Source organism: Stenotrophomonas maltophilia, from assembly GCF_013464915.1.
GTDB classification, from domain to species: Bacteria; Pseudomonadota; Gammaproteobacteria; order Xanthomonadales; family Xanthomonadaceae; genus Stenotrophomonas; species Stenotrophomonas maltophilia_AT.
In genome coordinates this window covers 1-21,374 of the sequence record NZ_RAVT01000065.1, presented here as the reverse complement: position 1 = coordinate 21,374, position 21,374 = coordinate 1, and the positions used below count along the sequence as shown (strand labels likewise).

The following is a 21,374-nucleotide window of genomic DNA, read 5'->3' as shown; positions in this document are numbered from 1 at the left end:
CATGAAGCGCCTGCGCCATTTCCTGTCCTCGATGGTCGGGCGGTTGTTCGTCATCCTGCTGCTGGGCATGAGCGTGGCTGCGATCGGCGCGACCATGCTGGCCACCTCCAAACGCCAGCAGGAGTTCGAGCGGCAGAACCTGAACCGCATCGCCGACCGCCTGCAGGGCTACGTCAACCTGCTCGATGGCAATCCCGAACTGCGCGAGCGCCTGCTCGAGATCGGTGGGCCCAGCGTGCGTGCGCTGCAGCCCGGCGCGCGCCTGGGGCGGGCGGATACCGCACTGATGGAAGTGCTGGATGACCGGCCCGGCCCGGTGTCGCGCGCGCATGTGCACTTCACCTCGTTCCGTTCCTGCATTCCCAAGCTGCAGGATCTGCTGCCGCCACCGCCGCCGGGGCACCGGCGGCATCCGCGTGAGCGCGATCCGGCCTTCATTCCGCCCAAGTGCCGCGCGGTCGATGTGACGCTCAACGACGGTACGCTGCTGAAGCTGGCATTGGATTCGCCGGCGGTGGCCCACAACGGCATTCTGGCCGTGGACCCATGGTTCCTGACCCTGCTGGTGCTGGCCATCGCGGTGCTGGCCTACATCGTCGCGCGCATGGCCAGCGCGCCGCTGCAGGAGCTGGCGGCCGCCGCCGAGGATCTGGGTGACGATCTGCAGCGCGATCCACTGCCATTGCGCGGGCCGCGCGAGGTGCAGCGCGCCGCCGAGGCCTTCAATGCCATGCAGCACCGTCTGCAGCGGCACCTGGCCGAGCGCACGCAGATGCTGGCGGCGATCACCCATGACCTGCAGACTCCGCTGACCCGCCTGCGCCTGCGCCTGGAGAACGTCAGCGACGAGGTGCTGCGCGAACGCCTGATCGGCGATCTGGCGGCGATGCAGGCACTGGTGCGCGAAGGCCTGGAGCTGGCCCGCAGCGCCGAGAGCGCCGAGCAGCGTGCCGCGCTGGACCTGGATTCGCTGCTGGAAAGCATCGTGGAGGACGCCGCCGAGGGCGGTGCCGACGTGGTCTTCGAAGGCGGCACCGGTGCAGTGCTGATGCTGCGCCCGCTGGCCATGCACCGGCTGTTCTCCAACCTGGTGGACAACGCCGTGATGTATGCCCACCGCGTGCGCGTGCGGGTGGAGCGCAGCGGCGGCGCGATCACGGCGATGGTGTCCGACGATGGCCCTGGCCTGGCGGAAGACCAGCTGGAGGCCGTGTTCGACCCGTTCGTGCGGGTGGAAACCTCGCGTTCGCGGGAAACCGGCGGCGCCGGGCTGGGCCTGACCATCGCGCGCGCCCTGGCCGAGAAGGATGGCGCGCGCCTGTGGCTGCGCAACCGTGCCGAGGGCGGTCTGGAGGCGGTGGTGCAGTGGCCGGCCAGTGCGCAGGTGGTGCCGCCTGGACGGGCCGGCTGAGCCCGCAGGCCGCACGGCGATGACGCCGGGGCCAGGGTTTGGCCTATCATCTGCGCATCTCCCCAGTTTCTCCCCGATGAGTCAGCCCGTTCCTGCCGGCACGCTGTTCCGCGTTGCCCGGTCGTTCCCGCTTGCTGCCATGCCCTGCAGCCGCCACCGGCCACTGCCGCCGAGCTGATGGGCAGGCCAGGGGACAACGGGTGCTGGGTGGAGCGCCGCGTTTCGAAAGCCAGGCAGGCGCTGCAGCGCGGCCTGCTGTGGCTGCTGCTGGTCCTGGCGCTGCCGCTGGCCGCGCAGGAGGGTGCGCCGCCGTTGCGCGACTACGCCATCGATGTGTGGACCTCGCGCAATGGCCTGCCGCACAACTCGCTGCGCGATATCGCGCAGACCCCGGAGGGGCACCTGTGGTTTGCCACCTGGGAAGGCCTGGTGCGCTACAACGGCCTGGATTTCACCGTGTTCGACCGCAGCACCCGCCCGGGGCTGCGCGACAACGGCATCGGTGCACTGCTGGTCGATCGGCAGGGTGGGCTGTGGATCAGTGATTCGCGCGGCAATGTCAGCCATCGCGGCAACGACGGCCAGTGGCGGGTCTGGGAGCATCAGGCCGACACCCCGCAGGTGCTGATCCAGTCCATGCAGATGGACAGCCAGGGGCGCCTGTGGCTGCTGTACGAAGGCAAGGGCATCGGCTATCTGACGCCGGACAAGGGCATCGTCTACCAGGCACCGGCGGCCGACCTGCCGATGGCGATGAGCTTCACCAAGCTGGTGGTCGATGCGCAGGACAGGGTATGGGTCGGCACGCTTGACGGGCTGGTGCTGCGCGACAACGACGGCGTGCTCAAGCGGGCACCCGTGGCGTGGGGCCTGGGCGCTGGCACCGGGCTGTCATGGCCGTACCGGGCTCCGGATGGCGCGCTGTGGATCGTCGCCGGCGAGCGCCTGTACCGCGTGGAGGACGATCAGCTGGTGCTGGTGCACCGGCTGCCGGGGCAGCTGCACATGACCGCCATGCTGCAGGACCGGCACGGCGACCTGTGGCTGGGCACCGAGAACCAGGGCCTGCTGCGGATCTCGGCGCATGGGCTGGAGCGGTTGCCTGCGGGTCTGAACCTGCCGGGCGGGCGCGTGGTCAGCCTGCGCGAGGATGCCGAAGGCAGCATCTGGGTGGGTGCCAACGGTGGCCTGTACCGCCTGCGCGAAACACTGTTCAGCAGCTACACCGAGCGCGATGGCCTCAGTGGCGACTATGTGCGCACGGTGCTGGAGGACCGCGACCGCCAGTTGTGGGTCGGCAGCGCCAGTGGCCTGGATGTGCAGACGCCCGATGGCCGCTTCCGCGCGGTTCCCCTGCACAACCGCGGTGGCAAGGCGCCATCGGTACTGAGCCTGGCGCAGGGGCCGGACGGCGACCTGTGGGTCGGAACGTTCGGCGATGGCGTTTACCGCCTGGGCCGCGATGGCAGTCTCCGCCACAACTATGCGGCCGCCGACGGCATGCCTGGCGGCAACATCCGCGCGATCAGTGTCGATCCGCAGGGCAGGGTCTGGGCGGGTACGCAGAAGGGCGTGGTACGCATCGACGGCGACCGGGTGCAGGTGCCGAATGCCCCGGGCATGCCCGGTGGTCTCATCACCGCACTCGAGCATGACCACCAGGGCAACCTGTGGATCGGCACCATCGAGGGCATCCGCGTGCTGCGTGGCGACCACGTGCAGTCGATCGACCTGGCACCGATGGGCGGGGGGCGCAGCGTGTTCGGCTTCCATCAGCTGGGCGATGCGATGTGGGTCAGCAGCGACCGCGGCCTGTACCGCTGGCTCGACGGAAAGCTGGCACGCGTCGGCCTGGAGCAGGGCATGCCGGTGGATGCGGTGTTCCAGCTGGTGCCGGACCGCCTGGGCAATGTGTGGATCAGCAGCAACCGCGGCGTGCTGCGCACCGACATGGCCACCCTCAACGCCGTGGCCGATGGCCGCGCACCGCGGGTAGTGGTGGAGCGCTACAACGAGATCGACGGCATGGCCAACGCACAGGCCAACGGCAGCTCCGGACCGTCGGCGATCCTGCGCCAGGACGGCACGTTCTGGGTGGTCACCGCCGGTGGCCTGAGCACCGTCGACCCGCAGCGCCTGCAGCGCTTCCGTGAGCGCCCATCACCGCCGGCAGCGATCGAGAGCGTGCAGGTGGATGGCGCACCCGTGCATTGGGAGGGCCCGGATCGCAACTACATCCCCGGCGGCCGACGTCTGGCGGTGAGCTATGTGGGCCTGAGCTACCTGATGTCGGACCGGATCCGCTATCGCACGCGGCTGGATGGCCTGGACGCCGGCTGGGTCGAGCGTGGCCCGCAGCGCAGCGTCGAGTTCGTCGGCCTGCCTCCAGGTGACTACACCCTGCACGTGTCGGCGGCGCATCCAGGCGGGGCCTGGGGCCAGCAGGAAGCCGTGTGGAGCTTCACGGTGGAGCCGTTCTGGTGGCAGCGGCGCAGCGTGCAGATGCTGGGCGGGCTGTTGCTGCTGGCCGGGCTGGTGGTGCTGTACCGCCTGCTGCTGCAGCAACTGAAGGCCAGCAACCTGCGCCTGGCACGGCGCGTGGACGAGGCAACCTTCGACCTGCAGGCCAAGACCGTGCACCTGCAGGCGCTGAACCTGGAAAAGACCGAACTGGCCGAGCGCCTTGCACGGCAGGCCGAGGCCTTTGAACGGCAGGCGCGCGAGGATGCGCTGACCGGGTTGGCCAACCGCCGTGCCTTCGATGAAACGCTGGCGCGCGACTTCGCCCGTTCACAGCGCAGCGGCCACCCGCTGTGCCTGGTGGTGCTGGACATCGACCACTTCAAGGACGTCAACGACCGCCACAGCCACAGCATTGGCGACGCTGTGCTGGTTCAGGTGGCAAGGTTGATCGCCGCGGCCTGCCGCGACTCCGACCTGCCGGCGCGCACCGGCGGCGAAGAGTTCGCGCTGCTGCTCAACGACACCCGCCTGGAAGAAGCCGCGCAGCTGTGCGCGCGCCTGCGTGGTCTGTTCCATGACCATCCCGACTGGGCAGAAGTGCCGGGCCTGCGCGTGACCTTCAGTGCGGGCCTGGTGGAACTGGATGCCGATGACCGCACCCCGGCGCTGCTCTACCAGCGCGCCGACCGCGCGCTGTACCGCGCCAAGAGCGACGGTCGGGATCGTACGAGCATTGGTTGATCGCATCCACGCATGGCGTGGATCTACGGGTGTTGCCGTACCAACGGTCGGCATCCATCAGAGAAGTGACCCACCGCAGAGGTCATCGGCAGCCCCCGACGAGCGCAGCGACCCGCTGTTGCTCCCGCTTTTCTGATTTTTCCGTGGCGGCCAGCAACCTGTCGAAGGCCGGGCAGGGTGGGGTCGCGGGGGTATCCGCGCCATGGATGGCGCGGCTAAGCCCCCAGGGAAGGGTTCACGGCGTCCCCCGCGAACCCACCTTGCCCGGCCCAACCAATGATTCGCTTCCCGCCACGAGGGGCTCCGCCGTTGGCTGGCTTACCGCGGCCAGGCGTTGGCGATCGTGCAGAACAGCCGTGCGGTCTGCTCGGTGTCGTACACCGCGCTGTGCGCTTCATTCGCGTCCCAGCCCAGCCCGGCAGCCGTGGCTGCACGCGCCAGCACGGTCTGCCCGTAGGCGATGCCGGCCAGGGTGACCGTGTCGAACACGCTGAACGGATGGAACGGATTGCGCTTGTGGCCGGTCCGGGCCACCGCAGCGTTGACGAAGCCCAGGTCGAAATGGGCGTTGTGGCCGACCAGGATCGCGCGCTGGCAGCCGTACTTCTTCATCGCCGCGCGTACCGGGGCGAAGATGTGGTCCAGTGCGGCCTTCTCTTCCTTGGCCAGCCGGAACGGGTGGTCGAGGATGATGCCGGTCACTTCCAGCGACTTCGGGTCGATGTCCAGGCCTTCGGCCGGCACCACATGGGCGCTGGCGGTCTGGCCGGGGTAGAGCAGGCCGTTCTCGTCCATCTCGATCGGCACTGCGGCGATTTCCAGCAAGGCGTTGCGCTGGCTGTCGAAGCCGCCGGTCTCCACGTCCACCACCACCGGCAGGAAGCCGCGGAAGCGTTGTGACATCGCGCGCTGCGCCTGGGGGACTGCGGAATCGGAGGCGGCGGCAGGTGCGGGGGTGGGGTCATTCATGCGTGAATTCTAGCAGAGCGACCCTGAGCGCCCGGCCAGCCTGTGGCGCACGGGTGGTAGAACCCGGTAGGTGCCAACCTTGGTTGGCACGGTGCGCGCCGACCAAGGTCGGCATCTACCGAACCGCTGGCCGCGCAGGTGTGGCCGAGGCAGACCACCGCGCCAACCACGCGTCCACGCTCAGCTTGCCGGCGCCGGTGAAGATCAGCGGCAGCAGCATCGCCATGAACAGCAGCGGCAGCTTGAAGTTGCCGTAGCCCTGGTCGCTGATCGCGTAGCCCATCGCAAGGTCGCCCAGCGAGTTCCACTCCATCGGCCAATGCACCGCATAGGTGGCCACCACGGTCAGCACCAGCAGGCTGGCGGCGGCAAACCGGGTGCCGAAGCCAACCAGCAGGCAGGCCGCGCCGACCAGTTCGAACCAGGTCGCCAGCTGCCAGTTCAGCGTGGCGGGCAACTGGTCGAACGGGAACGGGAAGGCATCCTGCAGGTCGGCAAACCAGTTCTGGCCGTGCAGCTTCTCACGGCCGGATTCGAAGTATTCCCAGGCCAGCAGCAGGCGCAGGCCGAGCGGGGCCAACCAGGGGGCGAGACGGTCCAGCTGGCCGCGCGCGGCGGCCAGGGTTGGAAGGTTCATCAGGGAATCTCCGCGAAAGAGGTGTCAGGGAGGGGCTGTGAGCGGGCCGATCACGCCGGCCTGCAGAAACTGCTGCAGCAGCGCGGCACCGGGGCCGGCCAGTGCGTCCTCGGCCAGGCCGTGCGCGACGGCCAATTGCTGCAGATAGGCATGACCATCGAGGCCAGGTTGCTCGCCGATGCTGGACAGCAGGTACACCGCCAGCGGGCTGAGCGCGGCGAATCGCACCTCGCCGTCGGCCTCGCGGCGCACCAGCAGGCCGGTTGGCTCGGCTGGCATCGTGTCGGGCGCATCCTCGGCGCCGAGGCGGTGCACTGGCCATTGGTACAGCAGTGGCCACGCCAGTGGCGAACGCTGCAGCGGCGCCCGCAACGGGTCGATGTCACCCGGCGCCGGCAGCGGTTCGGCGTCCAGCTGGTACAGCGCGGTTTCCACCCACTCGTAGTGGGCCAGTTCTGCCAGCGCCGGATGCGGCAGCTGCGGCTGCGCCTGCAGCCACTGCACGAACTCGGCGGCCAGTTCGGTGAACAGCGGCGTCTGGCAGCGGTGCATGCTGAAGTAGTGGCGGACCAGCGCGCTCCAGGCCGGTTCACCGAGCAGGCGCACGCAGACCGGGAAGCCGTTGCTCAACAGACCGAGCAGGTTGTTGAACAGCAGCCGCTGGTACACCGCCACGCGCCGCGGTTCGAGCCCGGCCGGTGCGGCCACCGCCTGTGGGTCGCGCAGATGTGCGGTGAACGCGTGTTGTTGCGCACGCAGCGTGGCGGGGGCATCAGCCATGTACCGCCTCCGCGTGCACGGCCTGCAGGCGGCGGATGGTCTGCAGTTCGCCGCGCAGTTCGGCGTAGGGCGGGAAATTGAAGTCGCGCTCGAGCAGGGTGGGGCGTGCGCCGATGCGCGCATAGGTGCGTGCCAGCAGCTCCCAGACCGGGTCGATCACCGCGCTGCCATGGGTATCGATCTTCAGGTCCGGTGCCTCATCCAGGTGCCCGGCCACGTGCAGGCAGACGATGCGGTTCGCGGGCAGGCCAGCGATGAACGCGTCGGCGTCGTAACCGTGGTTGCAGGCGTTGACGTAGACGTTGTTGACGTCCAGCAGCAGGTCGCAGTCGGCTTCGGCAAGCACGGCGTTGGTGAAGGCCAGCTCGTCCATCGCCGGCTCCGGCGCCAGGTAGTAGGACACGTTCTCCACCGCAACGCGGCGGCCCAGCAGGTCCTGCACCTGACGGATGCGTGCGGCGGTGTGGCGCACTGCTTCATCGGTGAACGGAATCGGCAGCAGGTCGTACAGGTGACCATCGTCACTGCAGTAGCTCAGGTGTTCGCTGTACAGCGGCACGCGGTGCTTTTCCAGGAACTGGCCGACCTGCTCCAGCAGCCGGGTATCCAGCGGCGCACTGCCGCCCAGCGACAACGACAGGCCGTGGCAGTTCAGCGGATGGCGCTGTGCCAGCTCGGCCAGTGCATCCCCGGCAGGGCCGCCGACATGGATCCAGTTCTCTGGCGCGCATTCGAGGAAATCGAAATCGCCCGCCGGTGCATCGAACAGCTCCTGCAACAGCGCCCGGCGCAACCCCAACCCTGCGGCCGCCGCGCGAAGCGGCGACCGCGGGTTGACGACGCTGGCGCGGACGTCAGTGCTTGGCACCGCACTTGCCTTCGCCACACTTGCCCTCGGCCGACTTCTTGTCGCCGGTCTTGGCCTTGGCGCCAGCTGCCGCACCGGCAGCCTTGCCCTTGTCGGCACCGCACTTGCCTTCGGCGGTCTTGCCGTCGGCACCACACTTGCCTTCGGCATGCTTGGTCGCGTCAGCGGCCATCCTGGTGTCGGTGGCCTTGGCGTCGGTGCTGGCCTTGGCTGCCTGTCCGGCCACCAGGTAGCCCTGGGCGAGGTCGCTCATGCTCAGGGCCGAGGCACTGGCGGTCATGCCCAGGCCGGCGGCCAGGGCGGTAGCAGTCAGCAGGGACAGGGTCTTGTTGGAACTGCTCATCGGTCGTGCTCCTGGGTGGTGTGGGCGGGTGCCCGGGTCGCCGGCAGGGATGCCGGTGGAAACGATGGTGCAGCGATCCTACTCAACGAATCCTCGCCAAGAACTCAAATTTTCGTGAGGTTTGTTACAGAAGCGGAGAACGGTGGCCCGCGGCAGAGCATCCACGCATGGCGTGGATCTACCCTCGACCGCCCAGCGGGTCCACGCCGCGCGCGGACGCCCCCCGGCAGATCCACGCCACGCGCCCCCCGGTAGATCCACGCCACGCGTGGATGAATTCACGCAGAAACCCAAAAAAGAAGGCCGCTGTCACCAGGACAGCGGCCACCTTGGACCCAACTCCGTTGTTGCAGTGCAGCGTCAGATCTGCCCGGTGCTCGAGGTCTCGTCGCGCTTTTCACGCGGTGGCAGCGGCTGCTCGCCGTGCACCAGGAACCACACGTTCTCGGCGATGTTGGTGGCGTGGTCGCCCACGCGCTCCAGGTTCTTTGCCATGAACAGCAGATGGGTGCACGGGGTGATGTTGCGCGGGTCTTCCATCATGTAGGTCAGCAGCTCGCGGAACAGCGCGGTGTACTGCGCGTCCAGGCGGGCGTCGTCCTCGCGCAGTTCCAGCGCGGCATCGGCGTCGTTGTCGCGGTAGGCGGCGATGGCACGACGGACCTGCTGCGCGGCCAGGCGGCCCAGCGCACGCAGGCCCTGGATCTGCGGCAGCGGCGGCACCTTGCCCAGCGCGATCGAACGCTTTGCCACGTTGGCGGCGTAGTCGCCGATGCGCTCGATGTCGGCCGGGATGCGCAGGCCGGCGAGGATCTCGCGCAGGTCGCGCGCCATCGGCCCGCGCAGCGCCAGACGCATCACGTCGTGGCTGATCTGCTGTTCCAGCGCATCGATGGCTTCATCGTTGGCGATGATGCGATGGGCAGCGTTCTCGTCGCGCTTCTCGATCACGTCCATCGCCGCTTCAAGCTGGGCGACGGCCATCTCGCCCATGCGCACGATTTCGGCCACCAGGCGCTGCTGCTCTTCGTCGTAGCTCTTGACGATGTGGTCGTTGGGAAGATTCATGGTCTGCAATCCGGGTAGAGCCAGGCCATGCCTGGCTGGAACATGTGGCGAAGAAACAGGCCGATCAGCCGAAGCGACCGGTGATGTAGTCCTCGGTCTGCCGCTGCGACGGCTGCGAGAAGATCACTTCGGTGCGGTCGTGCTCGATCAGGTCGCCCAGGTACATGAAGGCGGTGTAGTCGGACACGCGCGCGGCCTGCTGCATGTTGTGGGTGACGATCACGATCGTGTACTCGTGCTTGAGTTCTTCCACCAGCTGCTCGATGCGGCTGGTCGAGATCGGGTCCAGCGCCGAGGTCGGCTCGTCCAGCAGCAGCACCGACGGGCGCAGGGCCACGGCACGGGCGATGCACAGGCGCTGCTGCTGGCCACCGGACAGGCCCAGTGCGCTCTGCCCCAGCTTGTCCTTCACTTCGTCCCACAGCGCGCCCTGGCGCAGCGCCTGCTCGACGCGGTCGGCCATGTCGGCCTTGCTCAGCTTCTCGTGGTGGCGGATGCCGTAGGCCACGTTCTCGAAGATGGTCATCGGGAACGGCACCGGCTTCTGGAACACCATGCCGACCTTGCTGCGCAGGCGGTTCATTGGGTACTTCGGCGACAGGATGTTCTCGCCGTCCAGCAGCACCTCACCGCGCGCTTCCAGCTTCGGGTACAGCGCGTAGATGCGGTTGAAGATGCGCAGCAGGGTCGACTTGCCGCAACCGGAAGGACCGATCAGCGCGGTAACGCGCTTTTCCGGAATCTCCAGGTTGATGCCCTTCAGGGCGTGGAACTTGTCGTAGTAGAAGTCCAGTCCACGCGCAGCCAGCTTCACCGGCGACGGCGTGTGCAGGCTCTCGTGCGAGGACGGCACGGCGATGCGCTGCATCGGCACGGCGTTGGAAAGGTCGTTCATGGCGTTATCCACGGAAAGGTCAGTCATGGGAGATACGGTTGCGCAGCAGGATGCCGCGGGCGGCAAGGCTGACCAGCAACACGAAGACAGTCAGCACCAGGGCGCCGGCCCAGGCCAGCACCTGCCAGGATTCATACGGGCTGCCGGCGAACTGGTTCATCACCACCGGCACCGAGGCCATCGGCTGGAAGATGTTGTTGTTCCAGTACTGGTTGCCGAAGGCGGTGAACAGCAGCGGTGCGGTCTCGCCGGAGATGCGGGCCAGTGCCAGCAGGATGCCGGTGATGATGCCGGCCGAGGCGCTGCGGTACAGCACCTGCACGATCACCTTCCACTGCGGGATGCCCAGCGACAGGGCCGCTTCGCGCATCTGCGAGGGCACCAGGCGCAGCATCTCGTCGGTGGTACGCACCACCACCGGCAGCACGATGAAGGCCAACGACAGGGCACCGGCGAACGCCGAGAAGTTGCCGCCGGTCTGCATCACGTACAGGGTGTAGACGAACAGGCCCAGCACGATGGACGGTGCCGACAGCAGGATGTCGTTGACGAAGCGGACCACGGTGCCGGCCTTGCGGGCGTTGCCGTACTCGGCCAGCCAGGTGCCGGCCAGCACGCCCAGCGGGGTGCCGATGCCGATCGCCAGCGCGCACATCACCGCGCTGCCGAAGAAGGCGTTGGCCAGGCCGCCTTCCTGCATCGGCGGCGGCGTCATCTTGGTGAACAGATCCAGGTTGATGCCGGCCAGGCCCTTCGAGGCCAGGGTGAACAGGATCCAGCCCAGGAAGAACAGGCCGAACAGGGCGGTGGCACAGGACGCGGTAATGGCAACGACATTGCCGATGCGGCGGCGCAGGTACAGCGAATCAGCGGTGGTGGACATCAGTTGCCCTCCTTGCGGGACAGGCGCATCAGCATCAGGCGGGCGATGGCCAGCACCACGAAGGTGACGATGAAGAGGACGAAGCCGAGCAGCAGCAGGGCCGAGCGGTAGGTTTCAGTGGCTTCGCCGAAATCGTTGGCGATCAGCGCGGCGATGGTGGTGCCCGGTTCCAGCAGCGACGGCGACAGGCGCACGCTGTTGCCGATCACGAAGGCCACCGCCATGGTCTCGCCGAGGGCGCGGCCGAGGCCGAGGAAGATGCCGCCGATCACCGCCGAGCGGGTGTAGGGCAGTACGATGTCCCAGCTCACTTCCCACTTGGTGGAACCCAGCGCGTAGGCCGATTCCTTCAGGCGGGTCGGCACGGTCAGGAACACCTCGCGCATCACCGAGGAGATGAACGGAATGACCATGATGGCCAGCACGAAGCCGGCGGTGAGCATGCCGATGCCCAGCGGCGGACCCTGGAACATCGGGCCGATGATCGGCCATTCGCCCAGCGTCTCGTTGAGGAACGGGGTGACGTACTCGGTCATCACCGGCACCAGCACGAACAGGCCCCACATGCCGTAGATGATCGAGGGAATGCCGGCCAGCAGTTCGATGGCGGTACCGACCGGGCCACGCAGCCAGCGCGGCGCGACTTCGGTGAGGAAGAAGGCGATGCCGAAGCTGACCGGCACGGCGATGACCATCGCGATGAGTGCGGTGACCAGGGTGCCGTAGATCGGGGCGAGGGCGCCGAACTTGTTTTCGACCGGATTCCAGTCGGCGGAGAAGAAGAAGCTCAGGCCCTGCATCTGCAGGGCATGGCGGCCGCCCCACAACATTGACAGCGCGGCGCAGGCCAGGGCGATCAGGACGAAGATGACGGTGCCGACCAGCACCCATCGGAACAGTTTGTCGTTGCGGGCATCACGCGCATCACGCGTGGACGGGGCGGCTACAGGCTGGGCGATGGCATTCATGGGGACGGCTGGGCCAGGAAGGGGCGGGGCGGCATGGCGTGGAAGCAGCGGTGCCCGCGCGGGGCGGGCACCGTCGTAACCATCACTTCAGGTCGGTCGCCCAGTAGGCCTCGATCTGCTTGACCAGTTCGGCCGGCAGCGGCACGTAGTGCAGCTCGTTGGCCTGGGCCTGGCCGTTCTCGAAGGCCCACTTGAAGAAGGCCAGGGTGTCCTGGTTGCGCTTGGCGTCCTTCGGCTGCTTCTGCATCAGCATGAAGTTGGTGGCGGTGATCGGCCACGCCTGCTCGCCCGGGGCGTTGGTGATGACCAGGTTGAAGTCCTTGGCGCTGGTCCAGTCAGCGCTGGCGGCCGCAGCGGCGAAGGTTTCCGCGCTCGGCTCGACCCAGTTGCCGGCCGCGTTCTGCATGGCGGTGTACGGCATGCCGTTCTGCAGCGCGTAGGCCAGCTCGACGTAGCCGATCGAGCCCTTGATCTGCTTCACGTACGAAGCGACGCCTTCATTGCCCTTGCCACCGACGCCGTCCGGCCACTGCACCGAGGTGCCTTCGCCGACCTTGCTCTTCCACTCCGGGCTGACCTTGGACAGGTAGTTGGAGAAGTTGAAGGTGGTGCCCGAACCGTCCGAACGGTGGACCAGGGTGATCTTGCCGTCCGGCAGCTTCACGCCCGGGTTGGCGGCGACGATGGCCGGATCGTTCCAGGTCTTGACCTTGCCCAGGAAGATGTCGGCCAGCAGGGCGCCGCTCAGGCGCAGCTTGCCGCCTTCCAGGCCTTCGATGTTGACCACCGGCACCACGCCGCCGATGGCGGACGGGAACTGGGCCAGGCCGGCCTGGGCCAGCTCTTCGCTGCTCAGCGGCTTGTCGGAGGAACCGAAGTCGACGGTGCCGGCCTTGATCTGGGCGATGCCGCCGCCGGAGCCGATCGACTGGTAGTTGATCTTGGCGCCGGTGGTGGCGTTGTAGTCAGCCGACCACTTGGAGACCAGCGGGAAGATGAAGGACGCGCCCGCGCCGGACACTTCGGCGGTCACCTTGGCACCGGCAGTGGCCGGGGCAGCGGCACCGTCGGCAGCCGGCTGCTGCGCGGCCTGCTTGTCGCCACCGCAGGCCGACAGGCCCAGGGCGATGGCCAGGGAAAGGGCGGCAAGGCCGGCCGAGTGCAGTTTCATGGTCACTCCATAGCGGGGAAGAGCCGACGTCGTCGGCGGATGCGGCTATGAAATGATGTTTTTGTTACAGCCGTATTACGACCATGACAGAGGTGTCCTGGATCACGTTCTGACAAGGGTTTCACGGGGTTGGCGCCGACCCGGCAGGAGCCGGGGGACCCCCGATCTGCGCACCGGTATGACGGCAGGCGCAAGGTAGAGCCGAGCCCATGCTCGGCCGCTCCCTGCCCTCGGTAGGTGCGGACCGTTGGTCCGCACGCTCCATCACCCCAGCCGAGCGTGGGCTCGGCTCTACAGAGGCGAGTGCCCCCCAAAAACAAGAAGAGCGCGAGATCTCGAGGATCTCGCGCCCGGGTGGGATCGGCGGGGGAGAGAGGACCCGCCGACCCCGTTCCTGCGGGGGAACGCTTACTTCAGGTTCTGCGACCAGTAGGTCTCGATCTGGCGGACCAGGCTGTCCGGCAGCGGCACGTAGTCCAGCTGGCGGGCCTGGGCGTCGCCGCTCTTGTAGACCCAGCGGAAGAACTCCTGGGTGGCCTTGCCGTTGGCAGCATTCTTCGGCTTCTTGTGCACCAGGATGAAGTTGGTGGCGGTGATCGGCCAGGACTCGGCGCCCGGGGCGTTGGTCATCACCAGGTAGAAGTCCTTGGCGCTGGCCCAGTCGGCGCTGGCGGCGGCAGCGGCGAACGACGCATCGCTCGGCTGCACGAACCTGCCGGCGGCATTCTTCATCGCGGTGTACGACAGCTTGTTCTGCAGCGCGTAGGACAGTTCGACGTAGCCGATGCCGCCCTTGATCTGCTTCACGTAAGCGGCAACGCCTTCGTTGCCCTTGCCGCCGATGCCGGCCGGCCACTGGACCGAGGTGCCTTCGCCGACCGAGCTCTTCCACTCCGGGCTGACCTTGGACAGGTAGTTGACGAAGTTGAAGGTGGTGCCCGAACCGTCCGAACGGTGCACGACGGTGATCTTGGCGCTCGGCAGGGTCACGCCCGGGTTCAGCGCGGCGATGGCCGGGTCGTTCCAGGTCTTGATCTTGCCCAGGAAGATGTTGGCCAGCACGGTGCCGTCCAGCTTCAGCGCGCCCGGAGCGATGCCGGCCACGTTGACCACCGGCACCACGCCGCCGATCACCGACGGGAACTGGGCCAGGCCCGCAGCGGCCAGTTCTTCCGGCTTCAGCGGGGCGTCGGACGAGCCGAAATCAACGGTCTTGGCCTTGATCTGCGCAATGCCGCCGCCGGAGCCGATCGACTGGTAGTTGACCTTGTTGCTGGTGGCGGCGTTGTAGTCGGCCGACCACTTCGACATCACCGGGTAGATGAACGAGGCGCCCGCGCCGGTGATTTCAGCGGCGTTGGCGGCGAACACGGACGACGCTGCGAAGACGGCAACGGCAACGCGCGACTTGAAGGCGTGGATCACGGGGTGGCTCCTGGGTTGATTGGGATGCGGGGTTACCCGCCCGGCGCACATTCCATAACGGTTCGATGACAGCGCAGGGACCGTTGTATGACGCAACCGTTACAGCGTTGGCCGCTGCCGCTGCAGCGGTGTCCGTGAAGGTTTCGCGCGCGGTCGAGGGGCGGCGGGGTGGCGTGCCGCCAACCCCTATATGTCGTTGACGGAGCTTCCGCGCCGACGCGCACGCATCCCGGGAATGGGCATCCGGCAGTGATGTCACGTCCCGCGCAGGGATGCATGCGGCCGCGTTGCGCGTTGAAGTGGATACATCACGCCATGTGCCGCAAGGCCTCGACACAGATGCCGGCGCAAATGCGTCGTCCGCATGACCGCACGAAGAAACCTGTGTTTGGTGCGCAGTTTGTCATTCGACTGTCATGGTTTTAACGGAACGTTCGCAAAACGCTTGACCGGCCTGCCGGCGTGGCGTTCTGCCCAAGCCATTCCAACCCTCTGGAGAGATCCAAAATGCGTTCCCATTTGCTCGCCGCCGCGGTCGTTGCAAGCCTCGGTCTGGTTTCCGCCGACGCCTTCGCAGCCCCCGCCAGCTCGGGCGTATCCCAGGCACAGCTGCAGCAGCTGCAGGCACAGATCGCCGCGCTGCAGGCCCAGGTCCAGCAGTTGCAGAACGATTCGCAGGCGCTGCAGGCGCAGTCCGACGCGCAGTCCGAAGTGAACATCACCCAGGCGCAGGCGCTGGAAGGTGCACAGAAGACCCAGACCAGCGTCGACAAGCTGGCCAAGCTGGTCAATGACAACAAGATCGGCGGTCGCATGTTCTTCGACCTGACCAACATCGACAAGACCAGCAACGGCAAGGACACCGCCGCCAGCGGCACCGGTCTGGACGTCAAGCGCTTCTACCTGACCGTCGACCACAAGTTCAACGACATCTGGTCGGCGAACCTGACCACCGACTTCCAGTACAGCTCGGCCATCGGCAACACCGAACTGTTCGTCAAGAAGGCCTACGTGCAGGGCAGCTTCGACCCGGCCTTCAACCTGCGCGTCGGTGCCGCCGACATGCCGTGGATCCCGTACGTCGAGAAGTTCTACGGCATGCGCTATGTCGAGAACACCCTGACCGACCGCCTGAAGTACGGCAACTCGTCCGACTGGGGCCTGCATGGCTTCGGCAACCTGGGCAACAACTTCAACTACGCCGTCTCGGTGGTGTCCGGCGCCGGCTACAAGAACCCGACCCGCAGCAAGGGCATGGACGTGGAAGGCCGCGTGGCCTACACCCCGAACGAGAACTTCGTGGTTGCCGTCGGTGGCTACAGCGGCAAGCTGGGCAAGGAAACCGACATCCAGAGTTCCGAGAACACCTACACCCGCGCCAATGCGATGGTGGCCTACGCCGACAGCAACTTCCGCGTTGGTGGTGAGTACTTCCAGGCCAAGAACCTCAACAACGTGATGACCGTTGCCACCGACAAGTCCAGCGGCTGGTCGGTGTGGGGCAGCGTGCGCGTGACCGATGGCGGCATCAACGTGTTCGGTCGTTACGATGACACCGACGTCAGCAAGACCCTGGACCCGACCCTGAGCGACAAGTACTGGAACGTCGGCGTCGAGTTCCCGGTCATGAAGAACCTCAAGCTGTCGACCGTGTACAAGTACACGCACCTGGCCAACGCCGGCGACAAGAAGAACGACAAGACCAAGGAATTCGGCGTCTGGGGCGATCTGTCGTTCTGATCACCTGAAGCATCCGTGTCTGGAAATGACGACGGCGGGCCTTGTGCCCGCCGTCTTCGTCTGGTCACAACAGAGACTGCCTCACGCCTCGGCCGTGGTCTTTTCCTTGAACCGGCACAGATCGGCGATCACGCATCCCGGGCAATCCGGCTTGCGCGCCTTGCACACATAACGTCCGTGCAGGATCAGCCAGTGATGCGCGTCAAGCAGGAACTCGGCGGGAATCACCTTCACCAGCGTGTGCTCCACTTCGCGCACGTTCTTTCCCGGGGCCAGGCCGGTACGGTTGGAGACGCGGAAGATATGCGTGTCCACCGCCATCACCGGCTCGCCGAACGCGGTGTTGAGCACCACGTTGGCGGTCTTGCGGCCCACGCCCGGCAGCGCTTCCAGTGCATCGCGATCGCGCGGCACTTCACCACCATGCTTTTCCAGCAGGATCGCGCAGGTGGCGATCACGTTCTTCGCCTTGGCGTTGAACAGGCCGATGGTGGCGATGTACTGCTTCAGTCCTTCTTCGCCAAGCGCGAGGATCTTCGCCGGCGTATTGGCCACCGGGAACAGGCGGCGCGTGGCCTTGTTGACGCCGACGTCGGTGGCCTGCGCCGACAACGCCACCGCCACCAGCAGCTCGAACGGCGAGCTGTACTCCAGTTCGGTCTTCGGGTGCGGGTTGAGTTCACGCAGGCGCGTGAACATCTCCACCACGTCGGCGCGCGGCATCATGCCGCCACGCCGCGCCGGGGGGCGCGGGGTCTTCTTCGTGGTGGCCATTACTGCTCCTTGCCGCTGGCGCGGGCCTTGGCCCGGGCGAGGATGGCGGCCGCCGCGGCGGGCAAGGCGGGCTTCACGTCCGGCGCCGGGGCCGGCGTGCGCCGCGCGTCGCGTTCGGCTTCCCGGCGGGCCAGTCGCACAGCACGGGCGCGGTAGCGTTCGCGTGCTGCCCAGGCGGCCTGAAGCTGCAGCTGGGCCTGCTGCAACCGCTGCGGGAGTTCCGGGTGGCCGGGCAGCAACTGCGCGTCGTCGGCGCGGGCGACATAGTCCATCAGCCCGGCCTGCAGGGCGCCATCGAGATCGTCTGCCTGGACCCGGGCGAACAGCTGCGCGGGGTTGGGTCGGGATGCCATGGCGTCAGCGGTTCTGGAAGGCCGGCGGGCGGCGCTGCAGGAAGGCGCTGGTTCCCTCGCGCATGTCCTCGGTGGCGAACAGCAGGCCGAACTGCGCGCTTTCGTACTCCAGCCCGGCTTCCAGGCTGCATTCGCCACCCACGTGCACCGCGTCCAGCAGGCCGCGCAGGGCCAGCGGCGCCGAGCGCGCCAGCTGGCGGGCGACGTCATTCACGCGATTGTCCAGCGCTTCGGCCGGCACCACCTCGTTGACGATCCCCAGTTCCAACGCACGTGCGGCGTTGATCGGTGCACCCAGCAGGCAGAGCTCCAGGGTGGCGGCGCGGCCGCACAGTCGCAGCAGGCGCTGGCTGCCGCCGAAGCCGGGAATCAGGCCGAGATTGATTTCCGGTTGGCCGACTTTGGCGGTATCGGCGGCGATGCGCAGGTGGCAGGCCATGGCCAGTTCCAGGCCGCCGCCCAAGGCAAAACCGTTCACGCGGGCGATGACCGGCTTGGGCATGCGCTCGATCTGGCGCATCAGGGCCTGGCCCAGCAGCGAGAAATCACGTCCCTGAACCGCGCTGAGTGTGTTCATCTCGGCAATGTCGGCGCCGGCCACGAACGCCTTGGGGCCGGCACCGGTCAGCACCACCACGCGCACCTCGGGGTCTGCGGCGGCAGCACTGAAGGCCTCGGCCAGGGCCTGCAGGGTCGCGGCATTGAGGGCATTGAGCTTGTCCGGGCGCTGGACGGTCACGGTGCGGATGGCGCCGTCGTCGGTGACTGCGATCAGGGCATCGGCCACGGGGAAACTCCTGGAACGTTAAAAAAAAGTGATATTGAACTCTGCAAACGCAGACGGGTCATAGCCTGCATCGTGAGTAGCGGTTACACGTTGCGCCCGTTATCCTAACCCGTCGCCTCAGGGCGGCGCAGAACGTCCCTGAGTTACCACCCCTGGAGAACTGTTTGATGAAGTTGCGTTCTATCGCGGTCGCCGTCGCGGCCCTGGCCCTGACGGGCAATGCCTTCGCCCAGGACGTTTCGTCCGAAAAGGGCAAGCTGAGCTACTACTTCGGTTACGACTACGGCAACAACCTGGCGGAGCTGACCGGTCGTGGTGAGCAGCTGGACATCAACTCGGTGGTGAAGGGCCTGCAGGATGCCTACGCCAAGAAGCAGCCGGCGATCACCGCCGAGCAGCTGAAGCCGGCCGTTGAAGCGTTCCAGAAGCGCGAGCAGGGCCGTGCCCAGGCTGCCAAGGCCGAGTACGAAAAGGCTGCTGCCGAAAACAAGACCAAGAGCGATCAGTTCATCGCGGCGAACAAGGCCAAGGCCGGCGTGCAGTCGCTGCCGAGCGGCGTCCAGTACCGCGTGATCGAAGCCGGCAAGGGTGCCAAGCCGACCCAGGCCAGCACCGTGCAGCTGGAAGTGGCCGGTCCGTTCCCGTACGGCCAGCGCCCGACCGAAGCCCGCCCGGCCCAGCAGATCCCGTCGATCAAGGTCAGCGAAGTCGAAATGAAGGCCATGCGCGAGACCCTGCTGCAGATGCCGGCAGGCTCGAAGTGGGAAGTCACCCTGCCGCCGGACCAGGCCTACGGTGCCGACCCGCGCACCCCGTTCCCGCCGAACGTGGCTGTGCAGTTCGAGATCAAGCTGGTCAGCGTCAAGTAAGTCGAAGCAGTAAACCCAACGCGCCGGTGCTCGCACCGGCGCGTTTTTGTTTGCGCGGTTCCTGACGGTAGAGTCGACTGTCAGTCGACTGCTCTGGGAATGCCCCGGTAGAGTCGACTGTCAGTCGACTGCTCTGGGAATGCCCCGGTAGAGTCGACTGTCAGTCGACTGCACCTGGGTCACATGGAGGAAACGCCCGCGCCGCGCGCGCGAGTCGACTGACAGTCGACTCTACCGTCCGGTCGGGCCACCCGAGCAAATCCAGCCCAATCGCGCTACTGTTGCTGGGTGCAAACAATGGAAGAAACGGCGCGTGTTGTCGCAAGTCCCTGCATCGGAGTGTGCACGCTGGATCCGCACCGGCAGTGCACCGGCTGCGGGCGGCATATCGATGAAATCGCACGGTGGTCATCGATGAGCAACGACGAACGCAGTCGCATCCTGCATCGCGTGCAGCCGCTGCGCGCGCAGCTCCAGCAATCACTGCGCGGCTCGCTGGCCGACCACGAACGTTTGATGCGCGCGCTGCATCCGTTGGCCGATCCGCCGGCCGGCGATGGCTGGAACCGCAGCGAACTGATCGACCTGTTGCCGCCGGGACCGCCGGTGGAAGCGGCGGTGCTCGCGGGTATCGTGCCGCGTGCCAATGGCGCGCAGGTGATCCTCACCCGCCGCACCGAAACCCTGCGCACGCACGGTGGCCAGGTCGGGTTTCCCGGCGGCCGCACCGAACCCGATGACCGCGACGCGCTGGCGGCGGCATTGCGCGAGAGCCAGGAAGAAATCGCATTGGCGCCCGGCCAGGTGCAGGCGCTGGGCTATCTGGACCCTTTCGTGACGATCACCGGCTACCGCGTCACGCCGGTGGTGGCGGTGGTCGATCCGGACTTCGTGCCGGTGCCGCAGCCCAGCGAAGTGGCCGAGGTGTTCGAGGTGCCGCTGGACTACCTGATGGCCGCCGACAACCTGCGCCAGGTCGAAATCAACCACCGCGGCCGCATCCGCCACGTCCTCGAGTACGGCTGGCCCGGCCAGCGCATCTGGGGCGCCACCGCGGCCATTCTCTACAACCTGCGTCGCCGTCTGGAGCAAGTGCAATGAACCCGATCGATCCGCCGTGGACCACCCTGGTCGATGTCGCCACCTTGGCTGCCGCGTTGGGCGAGGGCATCCGCGTGGTCGACGCACGCGCCACCGCCAGCACCGCGGTGCGCGTGGTCGATGCGCGCTCCTCGCTGGCCGACCCGCAGGCGGGAAGCGGCCAGTATCTGGCAGGTCATATCCCGGGTGCGGTGTATGCCGATCTCAATCGAGATCTGTCCGATCTGTCGCGCGTCGGCCATGGTCGCCATCCACTGCCGGACAGCGATGCCTTTGCCGCAAGGCTGGGGCAGTGGGGCATCGGCCCCGACACCCAGGTGGTGGTCTACGACGGCAGCGACGGCAGCATGGCCGCCTCGCGCCTGTGGTGGCTGCTGCGCCTGATTGGTCACAGCAAGGTCGCCGTGCTCGACGGCGGCATCGCCGCCTGGCAGGCGGCTGGTCACGCGCTGGCGAGCGGCCAGACTGAAGTGACGGCGTTGCCTGCCTACCCGGGCCGTTTCGACACCACCCAGATCGCCAATGCCGATGAAATCAGCGCACGTCTGAAGCACGCGCCGGGCTGGCTGGTCGACGCACGCGCGGGCGAACGTTTCCGCGGCGAAGTGGAGCCCCTCGACCCGGTCGCCGGCCACGTACCGGGTGCGGTCAACCGCCCGTTCGCATTGAACGTACTCGACGGCCACCTGCGCGACCCACAGCAGCTGCGCGCCGAACTGCAGGGCGTGATCGGCAATCGCGATCCACAGCAGGTGGTGCTGATGTGTGGCTCCGGCGTGACCGCCTGCCACCTGCTGCTGGCGATGGAAGCGGCCGGCTTGACTGGCGCCCGCATCTACGCCGATTCGTGGAGCGGTTGGGTCAGTGACAGCAGCCGTCCGGTGGCCAGCGGCGCCTGAGCCGCGCGGGGTCGGATCCGTTTTCCAACGGGAAACGGCTCTGACCCCATCAACTGAAAACCCGGGTCAGAGCCCGTTGCGTAGCAACGTGATCCGACCCCGTGTCGACCAAGGTCGACCCCCACCAACAGCAGCAGGAATCTGTCGAAGGCGGGGTGGGTCCGGTGGCGGGGGTGTCCGCGGCATGGATGCCGCGGCCAAGCCCCCAWGGACGGGTTTACGGCGTCCC

General features: G+C 67.2%; 20 protein-coding genes. 6 read left to right on the top strand and 14 right to left on the bottom strand.

Annotation, left to right across the window (positions count from 1 at the left end; genetic code table 11):
- Position 1: 1 nt before the first annotated feature.
- A complete protein-coding gene (locus D7T59_RS19565) occupies positions 2-1,411 on the top strand; it encodes an ATP-binding protein (RefSeq protein WP_164136412.1) in 1,410 nt (469 codons plus the stop codon).
- A gap of 177 nt (positions 1,412-1,588) precedes the next feature.
- Complete coding sequence (locus tag D7T59_RS19560) at positions 1,589-4,615, top strand: ligand-binding sensor domain-containing diguanylate cyclase (protein ID WP_180852733.1); 3,027 nt, start codon at positions 1,589-1,591, stop codon at positions 4,613-4,615.
- Positions 4,616-4,933: 318 nt separating this feature from the next.
- Here D7T59_RS19560 and rnt read toward each other — a convergent pair whose 3' ends face one another.
- The 11 genes from rnt to pstS (D7T59_RS19505) all read right to left on the bottom strand — a co-directional run bounded on the left by rnt (position 4,934) and on the right by pstS (D7T59_RS19505) (position 14,622).
- Complete coding sequence (gene rnt / locus D7T59_RS19555; protein ID WP_180852753.1) at positions 4,934-5,518, bottom strand: ribonuclease T; 585 nt, start codon at positions 5,516-5,518, stop codon at positions 4,934-4,936.
- A gap of 181 nt (positions 5,519-5,699) precedes the next feature.
- Positions 5,700-6,221 carry an HvfX family Cu-binding RiPP maturation protein gene (locus tag D7T59_RS19550; RefSeq protein ID WP_180852734.1) on the bottom strand — a complete coding sequence of 174 codons (522 nt, stop codon included), beginning with the start codon at positions 6,219-6,221 and terminating at the stop codon, positions 5,700-5,702.
- Positions 6,222-6,245: 24 nt separating this feature from the next.
- Positions 6,246-7,001 carry an HvfC family RiPP maturation protein gene (locus D7T59_RS19545; protein WP_164136415.1) on the bottom strand — a complete coding sequence of 252 codons (756 nt, stop codon included), beginning with the start codon at positions 6,999-7,001 and terminating at the stop codon, positions 6,246-6,248.
- Positions 6,994-7,869: an HvfB family MNIO-type RiPP peptide maturase gene (locus D7T59_RS19540; protein WP_164136416.1), complete on the bottom strand. Its 876-nt coding sequence runs from the start codon at positions 7,867-7,869 to the stop codon at positions 6,994-6,996. Before D7T59_RS19540 ends, D7T59_RS19545 begins: the two co-directional genes overlap by 8 nt.
- Positions 7,856-8,212: a hypothetical protein gene (locus D7T59_RS19535; protein ID WP_164136417.1), complete on the bottom strand. Its 357-nt coding sequence runs from the start codon at positions 8,210-8,212 to the stop codon at positions 7,856-7,858. The genes D7T59_RS19540 and D7T59_RS19535 overlap by 14 nt, the downstream gene beginning before the upstream one ends.
- A gap of 360 nt (positions 8,213-8,572) precedes the next feature.
- Positions 8,573-9,280 carry a phosphate signaling complex protein PhoU gene (gene phoU, locus D7T59_RS19530; RefSeq protein ID WP_049444209.1) on the bottom strand — a complete coding sequence of 236 codons (708 nt, stop codon included), beginning with the start codon at positions 9,278-9,280 and terminating at the stop codon, positions 8,573-8,575.
- A 64-nt stretch (positions 9,281-9,344) separates the two neighbouring features.
- Positions 9,345-10,175: a phosphate ABC transporter ATP-binding protein PstB gene (gene pstB / locus D7T59_RS19525; protein WP_005408788.1), complete on the bottom strand. Its 831-nt coding sequence runs from the start codon at positions 10,173-10,175 to the stop codon at positions 9,345-9,347.
- Between the two features lie 19 nt (positions 10,176-10,194).
- Positions 10,195-11,058, bottom strand: coding sequence for a phosphate ABC transporter permease PstA (gene pstA / locus D7T59_RS19520; protein WP_006428262.1), 864 nt, complete (start codon positions 11,056-11,058; stop codon positions 10,195-10,197).
- Positions 11,058-12,026, bottom strand: coding sequence for a phosphate ABC transporter permease subunit PstC (gene pstC / locus D7T59_RS19515; RefSeq protein ID WP_008267250.1), 969 nt, complete (start codon positions 12,024-12,026; stop codon positions 11,058-11,060). Before pstC ends, pstA begins: the two co-directional genes overlap by 1 nt.
- An 82-nt stretch (positions 12,027-12,108) precedes the next feature.
- Positions 12,109-13,197, bottom strand: coding sequence for a phosphate ABC transporter substrate-binding protein PstS (gene pstS / locus D7T59_RS19510; RefSeq protein WP_180852735.1), 1,089 nt, complete (start codon positions 13,195-13,197; stop codon positions 12,109-12,111).
- A 408-nt stretch (positions 13,198-13,605) separates the two neighbouring features.
- Positions 13,606-14,622 carry a phosphate ABC transporter substrate-binding protein PstS gene (pstS, locus tag D7T59_RS19505; RefSeq protein WP_004151437.1) on the bottom strand — a complete coding sequence of 339 codons (1,017 nt, stop codon included), beginning with the start codon at positions 14,620-14,622 and terminating at the stop codon, positions 13,606-13,608.
- A gap of 507 nt (positions 14,623-15,129) precedes the next feature.
- Here pstS (D7T59_RS19505) and D7T59_RS19500 point away from each other — a divergent pair.
- Positions 15,130-16,362, top strand: coding sequence for a porin (locus tag D7T59_RS19500; protein ID WP_049431224.1), 1,233 nt, complete (start codon positions 15,130-15,132; stop codon positions 16,360-16,362).
- Positions 16,363-16,443: 81 nt separating this feature from the next.
- Here the strand turns inward: D7T59_RS19500 and nth are convergent, their stop codons facing one another.
- From nth to D7T59_RS19485, 3 genes are read right to left on the bottom strand one after another with little or no spacing between them, the layout of a single operon-like run.
- Complete coding sequence (nth, locus tag D7T59_RS19495; protein ID WP_180852736.1) at positions 16,444-17,136, bottom strand: endonuclease III; 693 nt, start codon at positions 17,134-17,136, stop codon at positions 16,444-16,446.
- A complete protein-coding gene (locus D7T59_RS19490) occupies positions 17,136-17,489 on the bottom strand; it encodes a hypothetical protein (protein WP_164136420.1) in 354 nt (117 codons plus the stop codon). The genes nth and D7T59_RS19490 overlap by 1 nt, the downstream gene beginning before the upstream one ends.
- Positions 17,490-17,493: 4 nt before the next feature.
- Positions 17,494-18,276, bottom strand: coding sequence for an enoyl-CoA hydratase/isomerase family protein (locus D7T59_RS19485; RefSeq protein WP_164136421.1), 783 nt, complete (start codon positions 18,274-18,276; stop codon positions 17,494-17,496).
- 167 nt (positions 18,277-18,443) lie between these two features.
- Here D7T59_RS19485 and D7T59_RS19480 point away from each other — a divergent pair, with 167 nt between their 5' ends.
- The 3 genes from D7T59_RS19480 to D7T59_RS19470 all read left to right on the top strand — a co-directional run bounded on the left by D7T59_RS19480 (position 18,444) and on the right by D7T59_RS19470 (position 21,145).
- Positions 18,444-19,145, top strand: a complete 702-nt coding sequence (locus D7T59_RS19480; RefSeq protein WP_005408797.1) for an FKBP-type peptidyl-prolyl cis-trans isomerase N-terminal domain-containing protein — start codon at positions 18,444-18,446, stop codon at positions 19,143-19,145.
- Between the two features lie 297 nt (positions 19,146-19,442).
- Positions 19,443-20,246, top strand: a complete 804-nt coding sequence (locus tag D7T59_RS19475) for a CoA pyrophosphatase (protein WP_164136422.1) — start codon at positions 19,443-19,445, stop codon at positions 20,244-20,246.
- A complete protein-coding gene (locus D7T59_RS19470) occupies positions 20,243-21,145 on the top strand; it encodes a sulfurtransferase (RefSeq protein WP_180852737.1) in 903 nt (300 codons plus the stop codon). The genes D7T59_RS19475 and D7T59_RS19470 overlap by 4 nt, the downstream gene beginning before the upstream one ends.
- Positions 21,146-21,374: the final 229 nt, after the last annotated feature.